A 22,962-nucleotide genomic window follows, 5' to 3' on the forward strand; every position below is an offset into this window, starting at 1 on the left:
TATATAGGTGATGAAAAGTAAGTGGTGGCGTGATGGTCATCATAGTGTTGAAACATCATATTGGATAAAAACAGAATAGATACCAGATAGCTCAAGACAGCTTATCTGCTTTTCGTTTTAGTATGTTATACTATAACAATAAAAAATATAATAGAACAGCCATTTTATTTTTAGGAGTCTGCACCATGTCTAGCCACTCATCAGTTTGTGAACATTTACATGATGCGCAGGACTTTACGCCGCACGATGTAATAGAACGTTTGGCCGAGGCCAAAGAGCAATGCCGTCTAAACGGATCACGCTTTACATCCTTGCGTCAGCAGATATATCAACTGGTTTTAGAAGCCAATAAGCCGATTGGCGCTTATGACTTGATTACTTTGTTGCAGCAGACACGCTCAACCACCACAGACAATGACACCAGTGACTCGGTGCAAAAAAACGTCGCACCGCCAACGGTCTACCGCAGTTTGGAGTTTTTGTTGGCAGAAGGCCTGATTCATCAGTTGACTTCAATCAATGCGTATGTCGCTTGCTGCCATCCAAGAGCGCACCATACGGCGGCCTTTTTAATCTGTGAGCAATGCAAGCGGGTGCAAGAGTGCAGCAGCTTACCTGTACAAGAGATGATGAATTTTGCTGAGCAAGACGTAGGCTTTACGGTGGCACGCAGTGTTATTGAATTGAGTGGGCGTTGCCAAGTTTGCAAGTAACACACATATACCGGCCATGAGTAAATTAAGCACCGATAAAGATATGCTCACTGTTACTGATGGTTCGTCCGTACTACCCTTTTATCTATTAGTTGTCATCTTATGAGCCTCTCTACTCTATCCCGTAATCAGCCACTGCCTTCTATTGCAGACAATGCTACTGCGAGCGATATTTGCCCGCTGCTGAGCTTAAGCAATATCAGCTACTATGTTGGCCAGCAACGTATTCTCTCAAACATTGATATTGACCTTGCTATCAATGAGACAGTGAGTCTTGTGGGGCCTAACGGTGCTGGCAAGTCAACGCTGGTCAAACTCATTTTGGGTTTGATTGATCCAACTAAAGGCAACATTATTGCTCATCAACCACTGCAACTTGGTTATGTGCCGCAGCGGTTTTCGGTACCGCCAATATTGCCGTTACGAGTCAGCGACTTATTGGGGCAAGCCAACAAAAACCGTTTAACCCATGAGCAGCGCCAATTTATATTCGATAATTTATCATTGACGCACTTGCTATCACGGCAAATGCTGCATTTATCAGGTGGTGAGACGCAGCGAGTTTTATTGGCTCGAGCATTGTTGGACAAACCCAATTTACTCATTTTAGATGAACCCATGCAAGGGCTTGACCCTGATACTGAGGTTTGGCTTTATCAGTTTATTGATAAGCTACCGGACTTCTTGCGTTGTGCCATGCTGGTCATATCACATGATTTGCATTGGGTAATGAAAGGCAGCCGCCGCGTTATTTGTCTCAATAAGCATATTTGCTGTGAAGGACAACCCAGTGAGCTTGCCATTAGCACCGAATTTAAAAAGTTATTTGGTCATTATTACGAGCAGCCATATGTGCATCAGCCACATGTTTGCCAGCACCATACCCCAAACGAGCTTGAACAATAGCCTATAACACCAAATACATGACAACGGTGTTGATCGCAGTGTTTTGACACTGATCAATACCGTTTTGTGCTTTTATAAAACTTTCACGGATATCTATTATGACCACTTGGTTAGCCATCATTGCGCCTGCTTGGATTGCTGGCAGTATTTTAGCGCTACTATCAGCTCCCTTGGGCTGCTTGGTCTTATGGCGACGCATGGCCTTTTTTGCTGATGCTTTAGCACATGGTACACTCCTTGGTGTCGCCCTAGCCGCTTGGTGGCAATTGCCCATGGGTATTGGTGTTCTGTTAGTCAGCATCACGGTAGTATTAGGGCTGGTACTGATTGATGATGAGCGCTTACCTGCTGATGCGGTGCTGGCAGTCGTTGCGGTGTCGTTATTGTGTTTAGGCTTATTGACGTTGACGCAGCTGACAGACCAGCAAGCCAATGTACTGGGATTTTTATTCGGAAATTTACTAGAGCTTGATTGGAGTGATTTGCCACTATTAGGCGGTAGTGTACTGGTGGGCCTAGGTCTACTTCGCTATATATGGCCGGCGCAAATCAAACTGGCAACTCATGAAGCATTGGCGCGTATACAGGGCATCAACCCAACACGCCAGCGGTTGTTTTTTATGGGGATATTGGCAGGATTTTGTGCCGTTGCGCTTCAAGCCGTCGGTAGTCTTTTAATCAGTGGATTATTAGTATTGCCAGCACTAACCGCACGCTTGTGGGTCACTTCACCCAAACAAATGGTCATTGTGGCACTAATCATCGCCCAACTTGGTGTCACACTTGGTGTGTGGGGCAGTATTTGGTTGGATATTCAAACAGGTCTTTCTATCGTCTTAATATTAGCGGTTTTATTTTTCGTTGCGTTGATATTATCAAAGCTCACAAATATATCGTTTCGGTCAGCCAACCGTTAGTTTTGCCTTAACCATCTAGACAAAAGCGGTTCTTTGTTAACTTTTTATTAAACTTTATTTCACCAATATTACTAGAGCTTTGATTCACTTTATGTTATAAACGTGCTTTAGCGCTATTGGCATTCACTAACTATATGTATTTGTGTTAGTTAATCCCAATAGCTGTCATACTTTATAAATGTATCGTTAAAAGTAGTGGCCCATTTATCCGTAATCATGCTAACAATATTCATTGTTGTGTTTCGATAAGGGACTGACCCAATGCAAAGCTATCCTACGAATCAAATAAGTACCCCAGATGCACAGCTCAATATTTTACAGATCACAGATTTGCACTTGTCTACTCCTGTCGTCAATGACAGTCATGATAATAACGCTTCGGCTTTTTGTCAGCACAGCTTTGAAAACGTGCTTCAGCAAGCGCTGAATGAAGATATACGCTGCGATTTGATTATTGTGACTGGCGACTTGGTCAATAGAGTAGATACTCATATCTACGATCACATCTTTGAGGTGTTGCAGTCTACCCAGATTCCTTTTGCCTGTATCGCAGGCAATCATGATGTGACTGATGAAAACGGTATGGACTTACCATTTTTTCAGCGAGAGTTGGTTGCTCGGCCTGCTGATCGACGTTTGCTGAACCGTCATGCCATTGAGTCTGAGCATTGGCAGTTGCTTTTCATAGACTCCTCTATCACAGGCAAGGTCGAAGGAGAGATACGAGCCATCGATATTGAGTGGTTGCGTCAGAGACTAACTGACTGCTCCAAGCCTGCGCTGATTGCGCTACATCATCATATTATATCGATAGACTCTGCGTGGATTGACACCCATATGGCACAGAATACCGAAAGTTTTTGGCAGAATATGGTACCGTTTGAACATCTGCAAGTTATCATCAGCGGCCATACTCACCAAGAACAGGTGCGTTATCGCCAAGGTGTCACCGTTTATAGTACGCCATCTACTTGTTATCAGTTCAAGCCCAATGTGCAGGAATTCGCTTACGACGAAAGCGGACTACCTGGTTACCGTTGGTTGCAATTAGCCAACAATGGAGAGGTTGCAAGCTGGGTAGAAAGACTGGATACTTGATGCCCGTATTTATAGCAAATATTACAATCTATCCTTTAGATATCATAGCTTTAGATGATATTTTTTATTGAGGCACAAAATAATTAGCGAAGAAAATATACCGCCAATATAAAAAATAACTTCATTATTAATAGAAACAATGATACAACTTGTGAAATGATGTGAGGACGGCCCAATATCTGATGTTCTGCAATCGCATAATGGCTAAAACGGTCTATCATTTTAAGCCAGTTTTTCACAGTTAGTGGTTTTAGGCATCGTTTGGACAGTACCATTTAGATGAAAATTTGCATTACAATATACTCAACCTTTGATGTATTGAGATTGACATATCAAGGTAATCATATTATTTGATGCGCTGTGTTACTTATATTACCAAGTGGTAAAACGTTTGATAAAGGGACAGATCATAGCGTTTGTAATAGTGATAATGTCTTGTCTTTTGATACGTCGTTTTATTGAATTAATTTGAAAAGTAGGATACCCATATGAGCACCGCGACCACGAATCCGAGTGAAGTTAAGTTCACTCCTTATGTGCCGGCCAAAGACGAAGAATATATGTCTGATGCGCAGTTAGAGCACTTTAAAGCCATTTTGTTAGACTGGAAAGGCCAATTGATTGGCGAAGCGGATCGTACCAAAAACTACATCCAAGATGAATCAAGCGCCATGCCAGACATCAATGACCGTGCCACTCAAGAAGAAGAGTTTGCATTGGCACTGCGTACGCGTGACCGCGAGCGCAAACTCATTCGCAAAATTGACAAATCCATGTTAGAAATCGAAAACGATGACTATGGGTTCTGTGAAACTTGCGGTGTAGAGATTGGTTTGCGTCGTCTAGAGGCTCGCCCAACAGCGACTCAGTGTATCGACTGTAAAACCTTGTCTGAAATCAAAGAGCGTCAAAACCAAGGCGCTTAATTCAGCACGCTCCTACCTCTCTGCTCGGTAGAAAAAATTTATATTAAAAAGCAAGCGACCCTCTGATGGGTCGCTTGTTGCATTATAGGTGGTCAATTTCTTAATCTGTGTTGTGCCATTCAACTCAAACACATTATGACCCAGTGTTTATCGCTACTAACAAAACAATCTCATTTAAGCGATATCTTTTGACACGTATCTTTATTATTCTGTCTGTATTATTCCTATCGATACTCACCTATTTTGAAAACTATGTCTACTCATATGCCCACTCAAACCTCAGCGCTACCTCCTGTCGGCCGCTTTGCGCCTTCGCCAACTGGTGAGCTACATCTTGGCTCTTTGACGACAGCACTTGCTAGCTTTTGCCATATCAAATCGCTTGGTGGTAAGTGGCTGCTACGTATCGAAGATACTGATACTGAGCGCTGTGATAGACAATTCACTGAGCAGATTTTAATAGACTTAGAAATGCTTGGTTTGCACTGGGACGGTGATGCCATTTATCAGTCTGAACGTCTTGATATCTACAATGACTATTTATCATCCTCATTATATCCGCTGACTTATGGCTGTCTGTGCTCACGCAAAAACTTAGAGCAGTATTGGGCACAAAATAGTACTCATAAAGATGTCAATTCAGTACAGAGCACCAATCAAATACTACCGAACAGACAGCGTTATCCGCGCCGATGTGTCGCAGCCAACCATGATAGACAGCAGCACAAACTGCGCATACAGTTGCCAGATTATCAGATTGGCTTCAATGATGGTATTCAAGGGATGCAATGGGACAATCCTCAGCAGACGCTAGGGGATATGGTGGTGCGTCGTCAAGACGGCATGATCAACTATATACTGGCAGCCAGTCTGGATGACGGTTTGCAAAACGTGACTCATATTATGCGTGGGTTGGATATTTTGCCCATGACAACGGCACAAATCAGCATTATGCAAGCCGCGGGTCTACCCACTATCGATCACTGGTATCATCTACCGCTCATCAATAATGCGGACGGTCAAAAGCTTTCTAAGCAGAATCTTGCACAGCCAATTGACACCACTGACCCAAGCCAGCTCATCGCTGAGGCATTGACGCTACTACAGCAAGCAGTCGTCGATATGGACACGCCAGAGAATATGCTCAAACAAGCTATTGCTCAATGGAGTAATGAGCCGCTACAAGGTAAACAGCAGCTAAACTTGCCAGATTAGAACAGGTACTCATAGATATTAAAACATAATGAGCCATACCCAGATAGCAAAAAGCGCCACTGCTAGTGACGCTTTTGGTTAAACAATGCTAGAACATACCCTAGGCAATGCTCATTTATCTATACTGAGACTTATATCAAATCTGTTAATAATAACGGCATTGGCTTTTTTCTATCTCAGGGCTTTCTTTATATATTTTTAACAATAGCGCAACCATCACTAGGCTAATCAACATGGATGAGCCACCATAGCTAAAGAATGGCATGGTCAAACCCTTGGTCGGAATCGCACCCATGTTCATCGCCGCATTAATAATCGTTTGCGCAATAAATACCACACCGATACCAAAGGCGGTATAGCTCATCCGCATCTGACGACGCTTGAGTGCATTGTAGCTAATGCGCATCGCACTACCAATGATCATGGCCTCTAATATCAGTACCATACTGACACCCACAAACCCCAACTCTTCCCCAGTAATGGCCAATAAAAAATCGGTGTGCGCTTCAGGCAGATGCGATAGTTTTTGGACACTCTCACCGTAACCCACCCCTGTGAACTGCCCACGACCAAAAGCGATCAAACTGCGTGCCAGCTGATAGTCAGTATCCTGTACATCATCAAAAGGATCCATAAACGACATCACCCGTATCAGCCGGTACTCGGCCGTCGTGACCATCAATACTGCCCCGCCGATGGCAGCAGCAGCCAAAGCCAAGAAATGCTTGTAAGGCGCCCCTGCGATATAAAAGATAGCAAAGAGGGTCCCTAAAATAACGACAAAAGAGCCAAAGTCTGGCTGCGACAATAATAGTATCGTTATGAGCGCCACCACTAGCATGATTCGTAAAAAGCCATCTAAGCCATTGCGTACCTCAAAAGAGCGGCGCACCACAAAGTCTGACACAAATACAATCATGACCAGCTTGGCCAATTCTGCAACCTGAAAGTTAAAACTCCCTAGCATGAGCCAGCGTTTAGATCCATTAATAGGCGTACTAAACAGTGTGGCCACAAGCAGCAGACCTGTCACCCCTAACAAGGCAAACTGAGTCTCTGTCTTGTATAGTCTCTTGAGAGAGACACCATAGTAAGGAATAATCGCCGCAATCAAGCCGATCGTCATATACAGCAATTGGTTATTGAAAAAATACAACTCTGTCATACCGCGACTGAGTGCAAAAGGAATAGAAGCAGATGCCACCATCAGCAAACTGAGCACCATCATACAGCCGACGCTCGATAATAAAACTGCGCGCGCTGACGGCATGGAAAGAACGCCATCTGAACCAGAGGCTTGCTTTGCTTTGGGCGAGGAACGAAAAAAAGAAGGGAGCGCCATAATTTTATATACACTAACAAACGAAAAAACACGGCGTCTATGAAACGCCACCGTTTAAAAAATTATCAATTAAATTGTGCCAAATAGTGGATTAGAGCCATTATGACTGACAGTAACAGCAATATATAATCAAAACAATCATTTATACACAAAATACTGTCTACTGCCCAATAATGCTCATGTGCAGGCTTACTGGGCAGTCTGGCTTGTTAAAATCATAGGCTGATAATCCACTGTTTGGTTACACTTTCTGATTATATTGTCTAACTAGATTGTACCTAGCTGGTTCACCAACTGAGAAAAGTGCTCACCGCGTGCCGCATAGCCGCTATATTGGTCGAAGCTGGCACAGGCCGGTGACAAGAGCACCGCTTGTACTTGCGATAGACTGCTGACTGTCACTTGCTGAATAGTATCAAACGCTGCCTCTAATGTCTGACATTGGTGCAGCGCGACATCACCACTCAGCTTCGCAGTGCGCAGATGCTGTTCAATCTGCTGAGCGTCTTCACCAATCAACAACAACTGACTCACGTATCGATTGATAAAAGGTGTCAGTTCACCAAACGCTTGCCCTTTACCTTGTCCACCTAAGATCAACAACAACTTACCATCTTTTGGCGCATAGACTGCCCCTAGCCCTTCAATAGCGGCCATGGTCGAGCCAATATTGGTGCCTTTAGAGTCATTGAAATAGTCGATTCCATCCACATTTGCCACATACTGGCAGCGGTGATCAAGACCTGTGAACTGCTGCAACGTATCTAGCATACTATCAAGAGGCAATCCTGCCAGCTCACCAAGTGCCAATGCTGCTTGGGCATTGAGTAGATTATGACGACCTTTAATCAACAGTTTATCTGCCGACAGTAATCTTTCTGTACCGCGAGCAATATAAGTCTGGCCTTCAGTATCGATGATCAGACCGTATTGACCTTTATCAGGCGCATGAATACCTGTGCTAACCCTTGGTAAGTTGTCTGCAACTAATGGACGAGTAAGCGCATCTTCACGATTGATCACCACTGACTTGGCACCTTGAAAGATACGGTGTTTGGCTTGATGATAGCCGAGCATATCGCCATGACGATCTAAATGATCAGGCGACATATTAAGGACGGTCGCGATTTTTGCATTAAGGTTGGTGACCGTCTCTAGTTGAAAGCTAGACAACTCCAGCACTGCCAGCTCCATATCAGTATTTTCTAGTAACGTGAGCGCTGGCACGCCAATATTGCCACCAACGCCGACGTTGATTCCTGCATCTACTGCCATTTGTCCAACCAATGTGGTCACTGTGCTTTTGGCATTAGAGCCGGTAATCGCTACTATCGGTACAGTACAAGCTTCACAGAATAATTGGATATCACTGACCACTGGAATATTGGCTTGACGGGCGGCCGCCACTGCATCGGTATTCAAAGAAATACCTGGACTGATAATGATACGTGCCGCTTGCTGCAATAGCTCTGCATCAATGCCACCAAATTGGCGAATCTCAATATCAGCGGGCAGTTGATCAGCCAATGCAGGCATCACTTGAGCATCTGTCACGGCGACTTGATATCCTTGTTTGGCAAGGTAGCGCGCGACCGATAGACCAGACTGTCCCAATCCGACCACGACCTGTAGACCGTTGCCCCTATGAAGTAAAGTTTCTGTTGCGAGGTTGGCGGTCATGTCTATTCCTTTTATTAGATAAGCTATTATATAAGCGATAAGATAAGCAAAGCGGCATCAAGCAAACCGATTGTAAAAAGGCAGCAAACGCTACTGTAAAAATGAGAAGCATCATAACGGTATCGTTCAGATTTCGATACTGATTTTTTATGACTGTGTGCTATTATGCGCCTGTTTTTATATTGAGTGGCTAGTGCTATAATGGCGACTTTAATTGGTATGTGGCAGGGCGAATCACCCAAGCATATCAGTTTAGCATGGTGTCACATTTATCACGCTTTTGTCACGTCTCTTTGGCGACAATTCGTGCAGTGATAATGGTTTGTCAGACGATAGTGGTTGTTTGTCAGATTGGTTATTACGTTCTTACTACAGCAAGTGATTGCTGATTCTATGCCTTATGTTAGGTATATTTATCCAATAGCCTACTTTAAGCACCCTATTGTTCAACCTTGTTTTTAAACACTGTTTTTAGGCAGCCTTATTGCCCTCATCATCGTATTGACTATGGATGAGCGTATTTTTGATACCAAAAAACGTCGTAGATACTTTTATTGATGATCTTCAATAATCCAACACAACAACATGACTGAGTGCATGTTGCTGTAAAAGAAAAATGAATGGCTATTATTAGCAACGCGATCATTTTATAAATGAGTAATGATTACTTTTTTGCCTCTAACCCTATGTAGTTTACTTATGACATCTTTTATTGATAACTTGCGTGACGAGTGGTTTTCCAACGTTCGCGGTGACGTTTTGTCGGGCTTGGTCGTCGCCCTAGCGCTTATTCCAGAGGCCATTGCCTTTTCTATTATCGCAGGTGTGGATCCAAAAGTTGGCTTATATGCCTCGTTTTGTATTGCCGTCGTGATCAGTTTTGTCGGTGGTCGTCCAGGTATGATTTCGGCGGCAACTGGGGCAATGGCACTGGTAATGGTTGATTTGGTCGCTGATCATGGCCTGCAATATCTGCTTGCCGCGACTCTGTTATGCGGTGCTATTCAGGTTGTCATGGGCATCCTAAAGCTCGGCAACTTGATGCGCTTTGTCTCTCGCTCAGTGGTCATCGGTTTTGTGAATGCGCTGGCAATTTTGATATTTATGGCCCAGCTACCAGAGCTAAACCCCATGACTGAGCGTGTCGGTATGACGGTTTATATCATGACGGCAGTGGGTCTGGGGATTATCTATCTGTTTCCCCTGATTCCTAAAATCGGTCGCATCATTCCATCGCCATTGATTTGTATCGTTGGCTTGACGGCGGTGGCGATGTACATGAATCTTGATATTCGTAATGTCGGTAGCATGGGTGATTTACCAGATTCGCTACCGATGTTTTTGCTGCCTGATATACCGTTGAACTTAACGACATTACTCATTATCGCGCCTTATTCTATTGCTCTAGCCATCGTGGGTCTACTCGAATCGATGATGACAGCAACGATCGTGGATGAGTTGACCGATACGCCAAGTGATAAAAACAAAGAATGCCGCGGTCAAGGTATTGCCAACGTAGTTTCAGGGTTTTTCGGTGGTATGGCGGGCTGTGCGATGATTGGTCAGTCGATGATCAACGTCAAATCTGGTGGACGCACACGTCTATCTACATTGATGGCAGGCGTTGTGCTGCTCATTATGGTGGTATTCTTGAGCGAATGGGTCAGTCAGATTCCGATGGCCGCACTGGTCGCTGTGATGATTATGGTATCGATTGGTACGTTCAACTGGCAGTCTATTCGGGAGTTCAAAACACACCCCCTGTCATTTAACATCGTGATGTTGGCGACTGTTTTAACCACCGTCTTTACACATAATTTGGCTTACGGCGTTGGTGTCGGTGTCCTGCTATCTGCCTTAGCATTTGCCAATAAGATTGGTCAATTCCTAAGCATATTTAGCGAGTATGATGACAGCACCAATACCCGTTATTATTATGTCCAAGGCCAAGTGTTCTTTGCTTCTACCACGCAATTCTTGAGCAGTTTTGACAGTAAAGAAGCCTTAGATAGTATTCAGATCGATGTAAGCCAAGCGCATTTTTGGGACATCAGTGCCGTTGACACATTAGACAAACTGGTCATGCGCTTGCAACGTGAGGGTATTGATGTCAAAGTGGTAGGACTGAATAATGCGAGCCGAACGTTGATTGACCGCTTCTCTATCCATGATCGCCGAGATATCGGACTCTTGGATTAAGACTGTTTGTGCCTACCGTATCAAACTGATGCCAAGGCATGCTCTAATTGACGGTTTATGAATCCAAAGATGAATAGATGGCTGCATAGCCAGTAGAGAGTGAGTATGACATTGATGCTCACTCTCTAACTGGCATGGTTACTTTTTATTATCAATATGACGTGGTCGTTTTATGAGTAATTTAAAACCAGATAGTGTGATTGCTTGCTTGGACTGTCCTGATCATGTTCAGGCCGTGTTGGAAGCTAGCATGTGGGCCTCTACTCGTTTGCAGGCACCTGTTGGACTATTGCATGCCTCCCCAAGCTTACAGCAAAAATCCGCTGTTAATTATTCTGGCTGTCTCAATGTTAACGATGAAAATGCCTTGCTTGAGCAATTCACAACCAAAGAGCATTTGAGTAACTGTGAGTTAAAAGCGCAAGGTAGATTGCTATTGCACCAAGCGACTGCTTATTGTGAACAACAACGCAGCAAGCTCAAAACCTATACATTGCATCGGCATGAACACCTGAATCAAAGCATCGATTATGTCGATGATGAAGCACAATTGATTGTTATTGGCCATCATGTCACGTGCAAATCGACCTTGAGTCAACTCATCAGGGTCAGCCACTGCCCCATTTTGGTGACACATGCACCATTTTTGCCCCCTACAACGGCGCTATTCGCTTTTGACAACAGTCCAACGTGCCATAAATTACTAAACTGGCTGTGCAAAACGTCGCTTGTACGCGCACTAACCGTACATATTGTGATGGTTGGCAAGGAAACTTCTGATAATTGTGATGCGCTGCGCGAAGCTTACGCAAGGCTCAAACAAGCCGGTATCAAATCTAAAAAGACATTGTTGGACTGCCGTGATGTCGCTGCTGCCTTGAACTATTATCAAAACCAGCACGATATTGGTTTGCTCATGACAGGGGCGTTTGGCCAGTCTCGTCTGCGTGAGTTACTACAGGGCAGTGACACCAAAAAATTATTGGTCAGTACCAAGACACCATATTTGCTTTTTCCCAAAGCGTAAGCAAGCTCTATCAAAGGCTCAGTACCCTGATCTCCTCAAACGCAGAGTACCAGTTAGTTTCATGATTATATTGTGATTAGATTATAATTATAGTCTCGATCTGAGTCTCTGCTTCCTTTTAGTAATTTCACGATATCTTCCATCGATACACGTTTACCAAGCTCCTCCGCCTTTATGATGCCTTGCTACTAGTTACCTAAACTGGGTTAGCAAATCATCACATGAAATAAAGATATCGCCTCCCCAAGCACTCAAAAAGTTGGTTATAATAAAGTTTTCAATAACCAAACGCTACAGATTGATGCACTCTCACTATGTTGGTAACGATGACTCCCATCGCGTCATCACAGCTTATATTTTCTGTCATTACTGCGGTTACTTTTGAACTCGCAAGTCCAACTCTACCTCTCCCCCTTGAGTAGGTTGGCACAGTTCTTGAATGACTTATGGTAAGCAAGGCAGAGAGACGATGATGCACCATAGTGCTTCTATCAAGCTGCAGCATCACACAAATAAGGAATTTTTTATGAAGCTAATCACTGCGATCTTAAAACCGTTTAAGCTCGACGATGTACGCGAAGCACTTTCTGACATTGGCGTCAAAGGTGTTACGGTCACTGAAGTTAAAGGTTTCGGTCGTCAAAAAGGCCATACAGAGCTCTATCGCGGCGCAGAGTACGTGGTGGACTTTTTACCAAAAGTAAAAGTCGAAGTGGCTGTTATTGATGAGATGGTTGAACCTGCTATCGAAGCCATTACGCGTATCGCTAGCACTGGTAAAATTGGCGACGGTAAAATATTTGTGACAGCACTTGAGCAAGTCATTCGTATTCGTACAGGTGAAACAGGACCTGACGCTATCTAAATTTGAAAACACACCTATGAGCATAGACTTACAGGTGTAGACGCTTACAGCATTTTATCTATCGGTCATACCGATATCTATATTATAAATTCAAGGGGGAATTTACATGGAAAGTCAAATCTTTGAGCTCCAATATGCGCTCGATACGTTTTACTTTTTAATATGTGGTGCATTGGTCATGTGGATGGCAGCTGGCTTCACTATGTTAGAAGCTGGACTGGTCAGATCAAAAAACACGGTCGAAATCTTAACCAAAAACATTGCGCTATTCGCCACTGCTAGTATTATGTATATGATATGCGGCTACGCCATTATGTATGGTGGTGACCTATTTTTGAGCGGCATCGCAGGCGGTGATACCTTGGTCGAAGATGCATTGGCAGCTTCTGCTGAAAATGGCTTTGGCGGTGACTCTGTTTATTCTGCTGCATCAGACTTTTTCTTCCAAGTGGTATTTGTAGCGACCTGTATGTCTATTGTCTCAGGTGCTGTTGCTGAGCGTATGAAATTGTGGGCTTTCTTACTATTTGCAGTGGTTATGACTGGTGTCATCTATCCATTAGAAGGCAGTTGGACATGGGGCGGCAACGATGTGTTTGGCCTATATAACCTAGGTGACATGGGCTTCTCTGACTTTGCAGGCTCTGGTATTGTACATATGGCAGGTGCTGCTGCAGCCCTAGCTGGCGTGCTACTCTTAGGCTCACGTAAAGGCAAGTACGGACCAAATGGTGAGATACGTGCGATTCCTGGTGCCAATTTACCTCTCGCGGCGCTTGGCACACTAATTTTATGGATGGGCTGGTTTGGCTTTAACGGCGGCTCAGTGCTCAAGTTAGGTGATATCGCCAGTGCCAACTCTGTCGCAATGGTCTTCTTGAATACCAACGCAGCAGCGGCTGGTGGTGCAATTGGTGCATTGCTACTTGCACGTATTATCTTTGGCAAAGCCGATCTAACCATGCTTTTAAACGGTGCGCTAGCAGGCCTTGTGGCCATTACAGCAGAGCCATCAACCCCTTCTGCGCTACAAGCGACTCTCTTTGGTTTCATCGCAGGTATCATCGTAGTGCTATCAATCTTAGCTCTAGACAAAATCAAAATTGATGATCCGGTTGGTGCCATCTCCGTTCACGGTGTGGTTGGTCTATTTGGTTTGTTAATTGTGCCAATCACTAACCCAGCCTCTACCTTTATCGGTCAGATTGTGGGTGCTGCGACTATCTTTGCTTGGGTATTCATTGCGAGCCTAGTGGTTTGGTCTATCATCAAATTAGTTATCGGTATCCGTATCTCTGAAGAAGATGAATACGAAGGTGGTGATATTGCAGAGTGTGGTATGGAAGCCTACCCTGAGTTTATTAGATAAGCTGTATGTAAATAAGCTAAACATTGATGTTCATGGCGCTGATACTACCAACTGTAGTTTCAGCGTTTTTCGTTTTACTGGTTATAATCTAAGTGCGCACAACCTCCTCTTTTTTAAGACTCAGCAAGCAATACTGCTCTACTTGATCCCTCGTATTAATATCGAACGACTTCAAAGATATAGTTGATACTAGGATGTATCATTAATTGGCGCATTGATACCTCTATTAGTTTTAAAACGGCTATGTTATTTGATAACGCGGAACTGGTCTAACATTTTCTAGCTTGCTGTACCTGTGCAAACAGGGACTGCGAAAAAGCCATTCCTGTTTCACTGTGTCCTTTTCATATTGGACTGACCCTACGATATCCAATCTAATAAAAAATCCCGCAAAACCTTTCGGTAATGCGGGATTTTTATGTATCAAGCAAATACTTAAAACAACCTATCGGATTATTTCTTTTTCCATTCTTGGCTACGTGAAAACGGACCAATATATCCTTTTAGTTTCAATGTGCTGCCACTTAGATTTGCAGTCATACGATAGTCTTTGCCTTTAGCAGGATCAGTAATCGTACCACCACTATATTTACCACCGCCATCTGCCTTTAGGTTTCTGATAATAGTATTACCAACATACTGTTTACCAGCAGATGTATTAGCACTGATTAATTTACCCGTTAATACACCATTAGACTCAGTTATTTTTACGACACCTTTTGGTTGGCCTTCATCAAAGGTCTGCCAAGTGGTATTGTGTAATGGATCAGCGGCAAATGCCATAGTTGCCATGCTGATACCAGCAACTGCTAAAGCGGTTCTTGTAAATAACTTCATAGATTGACTCCCTTCATACAATGATTGCTCGAAACATTATGTTTCTGATGTCCTATGCTTATCCTTTGCTGACCTCTTTTATCACGACTGTTGCCGTTTCCTACTTTTGAAAAGTCGACGACTACAACTACTCGTAATTCTTAAGAGACCTGAGCGACATAAGCGATGTCTTACCTCATTATAAGCAATTTTTAGACTTTGCCTAGTAATTTTTTTAGACTTTATTATTTCTAAAAAAATAAAACCATATCAAAGACTTATATAAAAGGGTTGTCGATATATTTGCCGGATTGGTCATCATTTTCTTTTGACTTATCCTCACTATTACTATAAAGACTCTTGTCTTCAAATGCTGCTATGATTTTGCCCGTCAACTCATGCAGCTGCTGGGCTTGTGCATATCCTGATGCGTCTAAAGCCAAATCGATATCGCCGTAGATAGTAATCTTGTCTTTTTGGTTTTCAATCACAATGTCACCAATTTGCATGCTTTGATGGTCGTTAGCGAATGGCTCAATCATTTGATTATCCTTATTATCAGTGACATTTTATATTTTTCAAAATAATGCTCTTTTTGCATTTTACTGCCAGTTTATGCCTGTAATTGTGTCACTAGCCATTCTAAAATAGCCCATACAAACAGCATCCAAGCAGGCTCTTCAACTGGTGCATCAGGTGTATCCAAGCGCTCGCCTGCCTTTAGTGGCAAATCGAATGCTTGTTTTTTAGTCTGAGTATCTAGCATGGGTAACACATCAATACCCGTCTCAGCGGCTAACTGGTCAATACTAATGATATCGATGCGCTCAGACTCATCATTGGGTGCGTAATATACCCCTGCCTGATTGGTTGCAGGAATGTATACCGCCTTAAAAAAGTGGCTCGGCACCAGCACACGACCAGCAAGCTGTTTGGTTTTTTTGTCCTTAAATGCCACCCCTGTAATGGTATAGACCTCACCGTATTGCTGAGTCAAATATCGAGTTGCTGATTCGATATTTCGCCAAATATAACGGTTATTACGGGGGGACTGCGGCGCGATATTGGCTAGGCTAAAACTGTCATACTGTTGGCTGCGATTGGCCATGTCTGCATTGGGTGCTAAATGTCCGCGATCATAACCAGAGCCTGAATAATCAGATAGTGAGGCGCGCGCGGATGTTGGCAATTTACTCTCTTCATGAAAGCTGTCTTCACGATCAATCTCTTTCGCTTGTTGCAAGCGTTTACGATCTAAATACTCTGCCGACCACAGCGGTGTCCGCGATACCCCTGAATACATGACAGCAAAGCCATCCATGCACAGTGCTTGCGTGTTATCACTGAGCTTAGTATTGGTAAATTCAGGATAAACACCCCCATAAAAAGATCCGCTACACTGGGTGAAATCGTCAGCGTGTGCTGAGGTTATACTGACTGCAACCGTTACCACGGTCATTACAATACTGCTTTTAAGACTACCCAAACTTATCATGCAACTTTCAACCATATATTCTCGTCATTATATATTTGCTATCCTAGCAGGCGCTTGCAAATAAAGAAAGATAAGGTGTAAGTGGTGACATTTTAAATAGTATCGGCTATACTGAGCCAGTCAAAAAAACGGTGAAGTGGGTGAGTGGCTGAAACCGCACGCCTGGAAAGTGTGTATGCGTTAATAGCGTATCGAGGGTTCGAATCCCTCCTTCACCGCCAATCTTATTAAGTCCAACAAAACCTCTCAGTTTTTCTATCTGGCTCTACCCTCTCTAAAATACTCTAAGCACTTTTTAACAGTAAAGCATAAAAAACAGCTTTGTTGTTTACTGCCGTCTGCAAATTATATTTTTTAGGATATGTACTATCTAAAAATATAACGCAAAAAAATGACGCCCATTTAAGGCACCATTTCTAGACAATCAAGTATTGCTTCTAAGAGCGATGCTCATGATCGTTTTTACTGTACTTTTTACCTTGATACTTACCCTGATATTTATCGTGTTGCTTTTCTTTCGCTTTGTGCTTAGCAGCCACTATTTTTGCTTTTTGATGCGACACTTTCGCCTTGTTTTTGGCATTTTTGTGCTTGCTTTCTGCTTGAGCATTATGCTTTTGGTGCTGTACTTGAGCTTTGTGATGTTGATCATAACTGGGTGCAGCACTGGCTTGACCAATCATTGAAAAACAAGCAGTAGCGGCTAAAATCGAACTTACTATTATCTTTTTCATTATTTTTTTCCCGATTTAATTCATGTTGATGAATTATGCTTAAAGATACCTCATGAAGTATCAAATAAAATATCGCGATAAAGTATCGCTGTATCGACAAAGAAAATGATAACTGATTCTAGTATTAAGTAGATTTATGAAACTTGAAGAAAGGTTTCTATTGTTACAGTGGTATACCCCAAAGGTTTTCCGTCAAAAACGATACTTTATTTATCAGCCGTTTTTTGCAAAACATACACCACAAATTTTGCCTCCGTAGTAAATGCCTCGTTATCTACCGCTGCTAGTAGTGCCTGTCTTTTTTCGCTACGCGCTCGGTAAGCATAGGGCGTCATCGTCATCAAATCAGCCAAATCGTCAGCTGCCAATGTCATATTCGTATTGACACGATGAGTATCTATTAGTGTAAAGTAGGGTGATAACTCTTGCAAAAACTTATCAGAATCATGCTCGCGCACGCTATCAAACAATGCGTCACGTAAGGTGGCTAAATGTCCCACATCTGGCTTGGCAATGATTAAATACCCGTCAGCAGCTAGTACATCAGCAAAGGCTTTGGGCAAAATAGGACTAAAGATACTGCTGATACCCGTGACACTATGGGCGCGTAGCGGTAAATTGGCGGCACTAGTGACTAAAGGATAAATCATCGTGGTCTTGGTAGTAGCATCTTTTTGATACCAAAGGCGTTCTGACGCTTTGCTCACTTTGGCAAGCTCCACCAGTGCAGGTTTACTGATGTCAGCGGCGATGAGCGTGTCTATCACCTCTGACCCCAATTGCGCCATTGCCTGCGTGTAGTAGCCCTCTCCGCAGCCGATATCGAGCCAATTGACAGGCTTAATATTTTTCTTAATAATTGGCTCAGCGACTTGCTCACTTGGCGACAGTAACGCCACCATTTTTTGGCTAATGAGATGCTGTAGCGGCGCATAATGACCGTTATTTAAAAACCGTTTGCGCGCGCTAATAGACGCTTGGCTGTCGCCCGGCGCTTTTGATTTTTTTTGTTGGACGGGTAATAGATTGACATAACCTTGACGGGCAACATCAAAGGGGTGTGAGGTTTGCTTAGGATGCAAGCTGCCATCACAGCGCCATGTATCAGTGGCAGGCTGTAGTGGTGACTGGCAAAGTGGACATATAAATAACGACACAGGCATCTCAAATTCATAGCAATATGAGTCGCATTTTAACAAAGTTCGCAGGCCTTAAGCGACAAAAAGCCACCTCAATGATGATTGAGGTGGCTTTTTTGATCACATTTCTGATTACTATAGGCAACTATTCAGTGTTGATTTATCCGAGAGTTCGATTAACGTAGCTTTAGAGTCATCAGTCCAAGAATAACGAGAATGATGGCAATAATCCAAAATCTTGCCACCACTTGTGTTTCTTTCCAGCCAATCTCTTCGAAATGATGATGTAATGGCGCCATACGAAAAACGCGTTTTTTACGCAATTTGTATGAGCCTACTTGCAACATCACCGACAATGCTTCAGCGACAAACAAGCCGCCCATAATCGCAAAAGCAATCTCTTGGCGTGTCATCACGGCAATCGTTCCTAACATTGCACCCAGTGCTAAGGCGCCTACATCACCCATAAATACTTGAGCAGGATGCGCATTGAACCACAAGAAACCAAGACCGGCGCCGACCATCGAGCCACAGACGATAATGACTTCAGAGTTATAGGCGATATAAGGCACATGCAAATAGTCTGCGAAACGTACGTCACCTGAGACGTAAGCCATCGCACCTAAACCTGCGGCCACTAAGACCACGGGCAGTATCGCCAAACCGTCCAGACCATCGGTCAAATTGACCGCGTTAGACGCACCGTTAATCACAAAATATGTAAAAATAATAAACCCAATGCCAAATGGTACTGCCGAAAACGGAATCATCCAGTCTTTAAATATCGGTAGTAACAGATCTTGCATCTCACGCGTGGTGTTGACGTCTGGCTGTAACGTGGCAATGTAATACAGAGACACCCCAACGAACAACGCACCCATCGATAGCCAAAAATACTTTTTGCGCGCAATCAGGCCTTTTGGGTCCTTATATTTAATCTTTAGCCAATCATCAGCCCAGCCTACTGCCCCAAAAATAACCATGACAACAAGTAAAATCCAGACATAAGGATTGTTCAGACGGGCCCACAATAGCGTCGATATCCCAATGGCACTGAGAATCAGCACACCGCCCATGGTTGGTGTGCCCGTTTTGGCCAAATGTGACTGTGGCCCATCATTACGAATCGCTTGACCGTACTTGAGCGAACGCAGATGTCGAATGACAGGTCCACCCAAAGCCATACTAAATGCAAGGGCTGTAACAACCGCGAGCAGTGCTCGTAGCGTCAACGAAGAAACCGCAGAAAACGGCGAGTAATACTGGCCAAGCCAGCCGAACAACCAAACTAACACCGCCTACTCCTTTACTAGCGCATGAATAAGTGTTTCCATTTCCATGGAACGAGAGCCTTTGAACAATACCGTACAAGGCTTGGCTTGTTGCACTTGCAAATATGACTGCAAGTACGCTAACAGGCTGTCTTTATCTGCGAAGGCATGAGCGCTGATACCAGAAATCTCTTTTGCGCCTGCCACGGTATAAGGGGCAAATTCACCCACACAGAGCAGTACATTGACACCAGTAGTCGCGATAGCGCGGCCCAAGCTCTGATGCTCACTGACGGCCGCTTCTCCTAGCTCAAAGATATCACCTAGTACCATGACTTGCGTACCCGTTTGCGCCGCCAAGACTTTGGCGGCAGCGCGTACTGAATGTGGGTTGGCATTATAAGTATCGTCAATGAGTCGATGCATACCTAGTATTTGGCTATTCAAACGACCTTTGGCTGGACGTGCGTTTTCAAGTCCAATGACAATGTCGCTCACAGCAATATCTAGCGCAAATGCACAGGCAGCAGCGGCCAGAGCATTATTGACATTGTGCTCGCCCGCTAATGGCAGGCTGATATCATGAACCTGATTGCCAATATGCAGCTTAAACTCGCTACGCTCAGGCTCGACATCTAAGTGGCTGGCACTCACATCAGTGCTACCAAATCCAATCACATGTGAGGTATGCTGTTCGGCAATGCGGCGTAGCTCATTGGTAAAATCATCCTTATCAGGCACGATCGCACATTGGGCGTCAGTCAAAGTATGATAAATCTCAGCCTTGGTCTGACAAATGCCCTCACGACTACCAAACTCACCTAGATGCGCGGTACCGATATTTAAGATACAGGCCACATCAGGTCGGACAATCTCAGTCGTATAAGCAATCTCGCCAATATGGTTGGCACCCAACTCTAAGATGGCATAGCGATGATGATCGGACAACTCAAGCAACATCATTGGCACACCCAAATCGTTGTTTAGGTTGCCACGAGTAATTAGTGTTGGTGCCAGTCTACCAAAAATACTACCTAGCATTTCTTTGCAGGTCGTCTTGCCGCTAGAGCCAGTAATGGCAATCACAGTCAAGTCTTTATGCTGCTGACGACGATAAGACGCCAATTGACCTAACGCCAGACGAGTGTCACTAACCACCAGCTGCGCAATATCATTTGCCTCCGCTGTGGAAATAGGACGAGAGACGATTGCAGCGACAGCACCTTTATCTATAGCAGTCGCGATATAATCGTGACCGTCAAAATTATCACCCGTTAATGCCAAAAATATGTCACCTGGCTTAATAGTGCGAGTATCAGTGGCAATACGTTTGCTGCTTAGCGCATCATCCGCAAATGCAGTCTCTGTCTGCGGTAGCTGCCAATGACCATCGAGCGACGCGGTCGCTGCAAGCAGATTGTCTATTTGCCAGACATAGAGCCCTTGCGACTGGATAGAATTATCGTTGTCGGCTGTCATAATGATTACCTTATATGATGACTTAATTTTTATAGTTAACGATTTTTTTGATTATACGCACAGCAAAAGCCTGCGAATGATATTTATATACGGCCCACTTGCGCTAATGCCTGCTCTAAAACAACACTGTCATCAAAATCATAACGAACGTGATTGATCTCTTGATAGGTCTCGTGACCCTTACCTGCGATCACGACGATATCATTCGGACTGGCATGAGCCACTGCATACTCAATCGCTTTTTGGCGGGCAGGCTCGATATGAGTGCGTTGATATTGCTCTTTACTCATTCCAGCCTGCATGTCTTGCAATATCACATTGGGGTCTTCAGTACGTGGGTTGTCAGCTGTTAGAATAACTTGATCAGCACCTGCTAGCCCTGCTTGCGCCATTAATGGGCGTTTGCCTGTATCGCGATCACCACCGCAACCGAACACTGCCCACAGCTGACCATCACAATGGGTTTTTAGGCTCGCCAGTACTTGACTGAGAGCATCTGGGGTATGGGCATAATCAACGATGAAACAGCCATCATTGGATGGTACACGCTGCATACGCCCGACCGCACCTTGTAGGTGCGGGACAGCGCGCATAATCTGCGCCATATCGATATCATTGGTATTGGCATCAAGCGCTACTGCCGCAGCGATAGCCGCAAGCAGATTGGCAACGTTAAAGCGTCCTAACAGTGGGCTGACAATATCAACGGTGTCAGTCTGTCCATCACCAAAGTCAGTACGTAGCGTGATTTTGACACCTTGTAAGCTTGGCATGATGTTCACTGCGCCAAAAGTGGCAAGTTTTGCAGGATCTAGGGTATAAGTCCAAACCGTTAAACCGCTAGCATTTGCCGTATCCAGCATAACCTGAGCATGCTCATCATCGATATTGATAATGGCATGAGTCAAATCTGGAAAATGTGCTTTATCAAATAGCTTGGCTTTGGCAGCCGCATATTCTGCCATATCAGCATGGTAGTCTAAATGGTCGCGGCTCAGATTGGTATATACCGCGACGGTGACTGGCATGCCTTGTAGTCGCTGCTGGTCTAACCCATGCGAGCTAGCTTCTAGTGCCAGTACTTCCGCACTTTCTGTACCCATTTGATACAAGAACTGCTGTACAGCTAAGGCATCTCCAGTGGTATGACTCGCCTGAACTAACGCACCGAGCCGACCGTTACCAGCCGTACCCATCACCGCACTACTTAAGCCTGTCAGTTGGGTCAACTGTGCGACTAATTGACTGATGGTGGTTTTGCCATTAGTACCTGTCACCGCTATGACCGCTGGCAAGGTGACTGGCTGCTGATACTGAAGCCGCGCTTGAACCAAGCTGCCCAAAAAATCACGCACATTGGGAACGTACAGGACAGGACACGGCAGATCGACGGACTTATTATCGGTCGCCTGCGTAGGTGATGACGGCTCAATTGCTGTGCTAAATAACGAGCTAGGAGCTACTTCTGAGAGGATAAAGGCCGCATGTTTAGCCGCTTGTAATAGATAATCACGACTTTTTTGAGCATCTGAGGTTTGGCTTTTTAGAAGGACAAACACATCATTGGCTGATAATTGACGGCTGTCTAATCGAAACTGCTGAAAAGGAATATCGGCAATAGCGGTTGTTTGATTTGGATCTGCCTGAACCGTCTCTGCCATCATCGCTGTGAGTTGCTGTACTAGCCTACTGTGACGGTCAGCGCTGAGATTTATCAGCTGCTGTAAAGTGACAGTGGTATTGTCTGGCAATGAGGTCGGCATGGTCATGG

The 22,962-nt window shown here is 44.2% G+C and carries 20 protein-coding genes and 1 tRNA gene; 11 read left to right on the forward strand and 10 right to left on the reverse strand.

What is annotated here, in order from left to right; genetic code table 11:
• Positions 1–185 precede the first annotated feature (185 nt).
• The 6 genes from IP510_RS11655 to gluQRS all read left to right on the forward strand — a co-directional run bounded on the left by IP510_RS11655 (position 186) and on the right by gluQRS (position 5,775).
• Positions 186–713, forward strand: coding sequence for a Fur family transcriptional regulator (locus IP510_RS11655; RefSeq protein ID WP_194365022.1), 528 nt, complete (start codon positions 186–188; stop codon positions 711–713).
• Between the two features lie 102 nt (positions 714–815).
• A complete protein-coding gene (locus IP510_RS11660) occupies positions 816–1,619 on the forward strand; it encodes a metal ABC transporter ATP-binding protein (protein WP_194365023.1) in 804 nt (267 codons plus the stop codon).
• Between the two features lie 98 nt (positions 1,620–1,717).
• Positions 1,718–2,536 carry a metal ABC transporter permease gene (locus tag IP510_RS11665; protein WP_194365024.1) on the forward strand — a complete coding sequence of 273 codons (819 nt, stop codon included), beginning with the start codon at positions 1,718–1,720 and terminating at the stop codon, positions 2,534–2,536.
• Positions 2,537–2,797: 261 nt separating this feature from the next.
• Entirely contained in the window at positions 2,798–3,634 is an 837-nt protein-coding gene (locus IP510_RS11670; protein WP_194365025.1) for a metallophosphoesterase, read from the forward strand.
• Positions 3,635–4,122: 488 nt separating this feature from the next.
• Positions 4,123–4,560: an RNA polymerase-binding protein DksA gene (gene dksA, locus IP510_RS11675; protein ID WP_194365026.1), complete on the forward strand. Its 438-nt coding sequence runs from the start codon at positions 4,123–4,125 to the stop codon at positions 4,558–4,560.
• A 264-nt stretch (positions 4,561–4,824) separates the two neighbouring features.
• Entirely contained in the window at positions 4,825–5,775 is a 951-nt protein-coding gene (gene gluQRS, locus IP510_RS11680; protein WP_227669712.1) for a tRNA glutamyl-Q(34) synthetase GluQRS, read from the forward strand.
• Between the two features lie 145 nt (positions 5,776–5,920).
• Here gluQRS and IP510_RS11685 read toward each other — a convergent pair whose 3' ends face one another.
• On the reverse strand, positions 5,921–7,117 hold the full coding sequence (locus tag IP510_RS11685) for a putative peptidoglycan glycosyltransferase FtsW (RefSeq protein ID WP_194365028.1): 1,197 nt from the start codon (positions 7,115–7,117) through the stop codon (positions 5,921–5,923).
• A gap of 267 nt (positions 7,118–7,384) precedes the next feature.
• On the reverse strand, positions 7,385–8,797 hold the full coding sequence (murD, locus tag IP510_RS11690; protein WP_194365029.1) for a UDP-N-acetylmuramoyl-L-alanine--D-glutamate ligase: 1,413 nt from the start codon (positions 8,795–8,797) through the stop codon (positions 7,385–7,387).
• A 699-nt stretch (positions 8,798–9,496) separates the two neighbouring features.
• Between murD and IP510_RS11695 the strand changes: the two genes are divergently transcribed.
• From IP510_RS11695 to IP510_RS11710, 4 genes are all read left to right on the forward strand, one after another.
• Positions 9,497–10,996 (forward strand): SulP family inorganic anion transporter, encoded by a 1,500-nt coding sequence (locus IP510_RS11695; RefSeq protein WP_194365030.1) that lies wholly within the window; start codon positions 9,497–9,499, stop codon positions 10,994–10,996.
• Positions 10,997–11,168: 172 nt separating this feature from the next.
• On the forward strand, positions 11,169–12,023 hold the full coding sequence (locus tag IP510_RS11700; RefSeq protein WP_194365031.1) for a universal stress protein: 855 nt from the start codon (positions 11,169–11,171) through the stop codon (positions 12,021–12,023).
• A 526-nt stretch (positions 12,024–12,549) separates the two neighbouring features.
• Positions 12,550–12,888, forward strand: coding sequence for a P-II family nitrogen regulator (locus IP510_RS11705; RefSeq protein ID WP_010197981.1), 339 nt, complete (start codon positions 12,550–12,552; stop codon positions 12,886–12,888).
• A gap of 106 nt (positions 12,889–12,994) precedes the next feature.
• Positions 12,995–14,257, forward strand: a complete 1,263-nt coding sequence (locus IP510_RS11710) for an ammonium transporter (protein ID WP_194365032.1) — start codon at positions 12,995–12,997, stop codon at positions 14,255–14,257.
• A 453-nt stretch (positions 14,258–14,710) separates the two neighbouring features.
• Here the strand turns inward: IP510_RS11710 and IP510_RS11715 are convergent, their stop codons facing one another.
• From IP510_RS11715 to IP510_RS11725, 3 genes are all read right to left on the reverse strand, one after another.
• Positions 14,711–15,094 (reverse strand): DUF2147 domain-containing protein, encoded by a 384-nt coding sequence (locus IP510_RS11715; RefSeq protein WP_194365033.1) that lies wholly within the window; start codon positions 15,092–15,094, stop codon positions 14,711–14,713.
• Between the two features lie 257 nt (positions 15,095–15,351).
• Positions 15,352–15,615: a hypothetical protein gene (locus IP510_RS11720; RefSeq protein WP_194365034.1), complete on the reverse strand. Its 264-nt coding sequence runs from the start codon at positions 15,613–15,615 to the stop codon at positions 15,352–15,354.
• A gap of 71 nt (positions 15,616–15,686) precedes the next feature.
• The gene (locus IP510_RS11725) at positions 15,687–16,532 is read right to left on the reverse strand and encodes a DNA/RNA non-specific endonuclease (protein WP_227669713.1); all 846 of its coding nucleotides are present in this window, start codon (positions 16,530–16,532) and stop codon (positions 15,687–15,689) included.
• Positions 16,533–16,698: 166 nt separating this feature from the next.
• Here IP510_RS11725 and IP510_RS11730 point away from each other — a divergent pair.
• Positions 16,699–16,789 (forward strand) — tRNA-Ser (locus IP510_RS11730).
• Positions 16,790–17,005: 216 nt separating this feature from the next.
• Here the strand turns inward: IP510_RS11730 and IP510_RS11735 are convergent.
• From IP510_RS11735 to IP510_RS11755, 5 genes are all read right to left on the reverse strand, one after another.
• A complete protein-coding gene (locus IP510_RS11735; protein WP_194365036.1) occupies positions 17,006–17,302 on the reverse strand; it encodes a hypothetical protein in 297 nt (98 codons plus the stop codon).
• Positions 17,303–17,508: 206 nt separating this feature from the next.
• On the reverse strand, positions 17,509–18,465 hold the full coding sequence (locus IP510_RS11740; RefSeq protein WP_194365037.1) for a putative RNA methyltransferase: 957 nt from the start codon (positions 18,463–18,465) through the stop codon (positions 17,509–17,511).
• A 152-nt stretch (positions 18,466–18,617) separates the two neighbouring features.
• Complete coding sequence (mraY, locus tag IP510_RS11745; protein ID WP_194365038.1) at positions 18,618–19,736, reverse strand: phospho-N-acetylmuramoyl-pentapeptide-transferase; 1,119 nt, start codon at positions 19,734–19,736, stop codon at positions 18,618–18,620.
• Positions 19,737–19,739: 3 nt separating this feature from the next.
• A complete protein-coding gene (locus tag IP510_RS11750; protein ID WP_194365039.1) occupies positions 19,740–21,191 on the reverse strand; it encodes a UDP-N-acetylmuramoyl-tripeptide--D-alanyl-D-alanine ligase in 1,452 nt (483 codons plus the stop codon).
• 83 nt (positions 21,192–21,274) lie between these two features.
• Positions 21,275–22,960 (reverse strand): UDP-N-acetylmuramoyl-L-alanyl-D-glutamate--2,6-diaminopimelate ligase, encoded by a 1,686-nt coding sequence (locus tag IP510_RS11755; protein ID WP_194365040.1) that lies wholly within the window; start codon positions 22,958–22,960, stop codon positions 21,275–21,277.
• Between the last annotated feature and the right edge of the window lie 2 nt (positions 22,961–22,962).

Source organism: Psychrobacter sp. NG254, from assembly GCF_015277735.1.
Lineage (GTDB): Bacteria > Pseudomonadota > Gammaproteobacteria > Pseudomonadales > Moraxellaceae > Psychrobacter.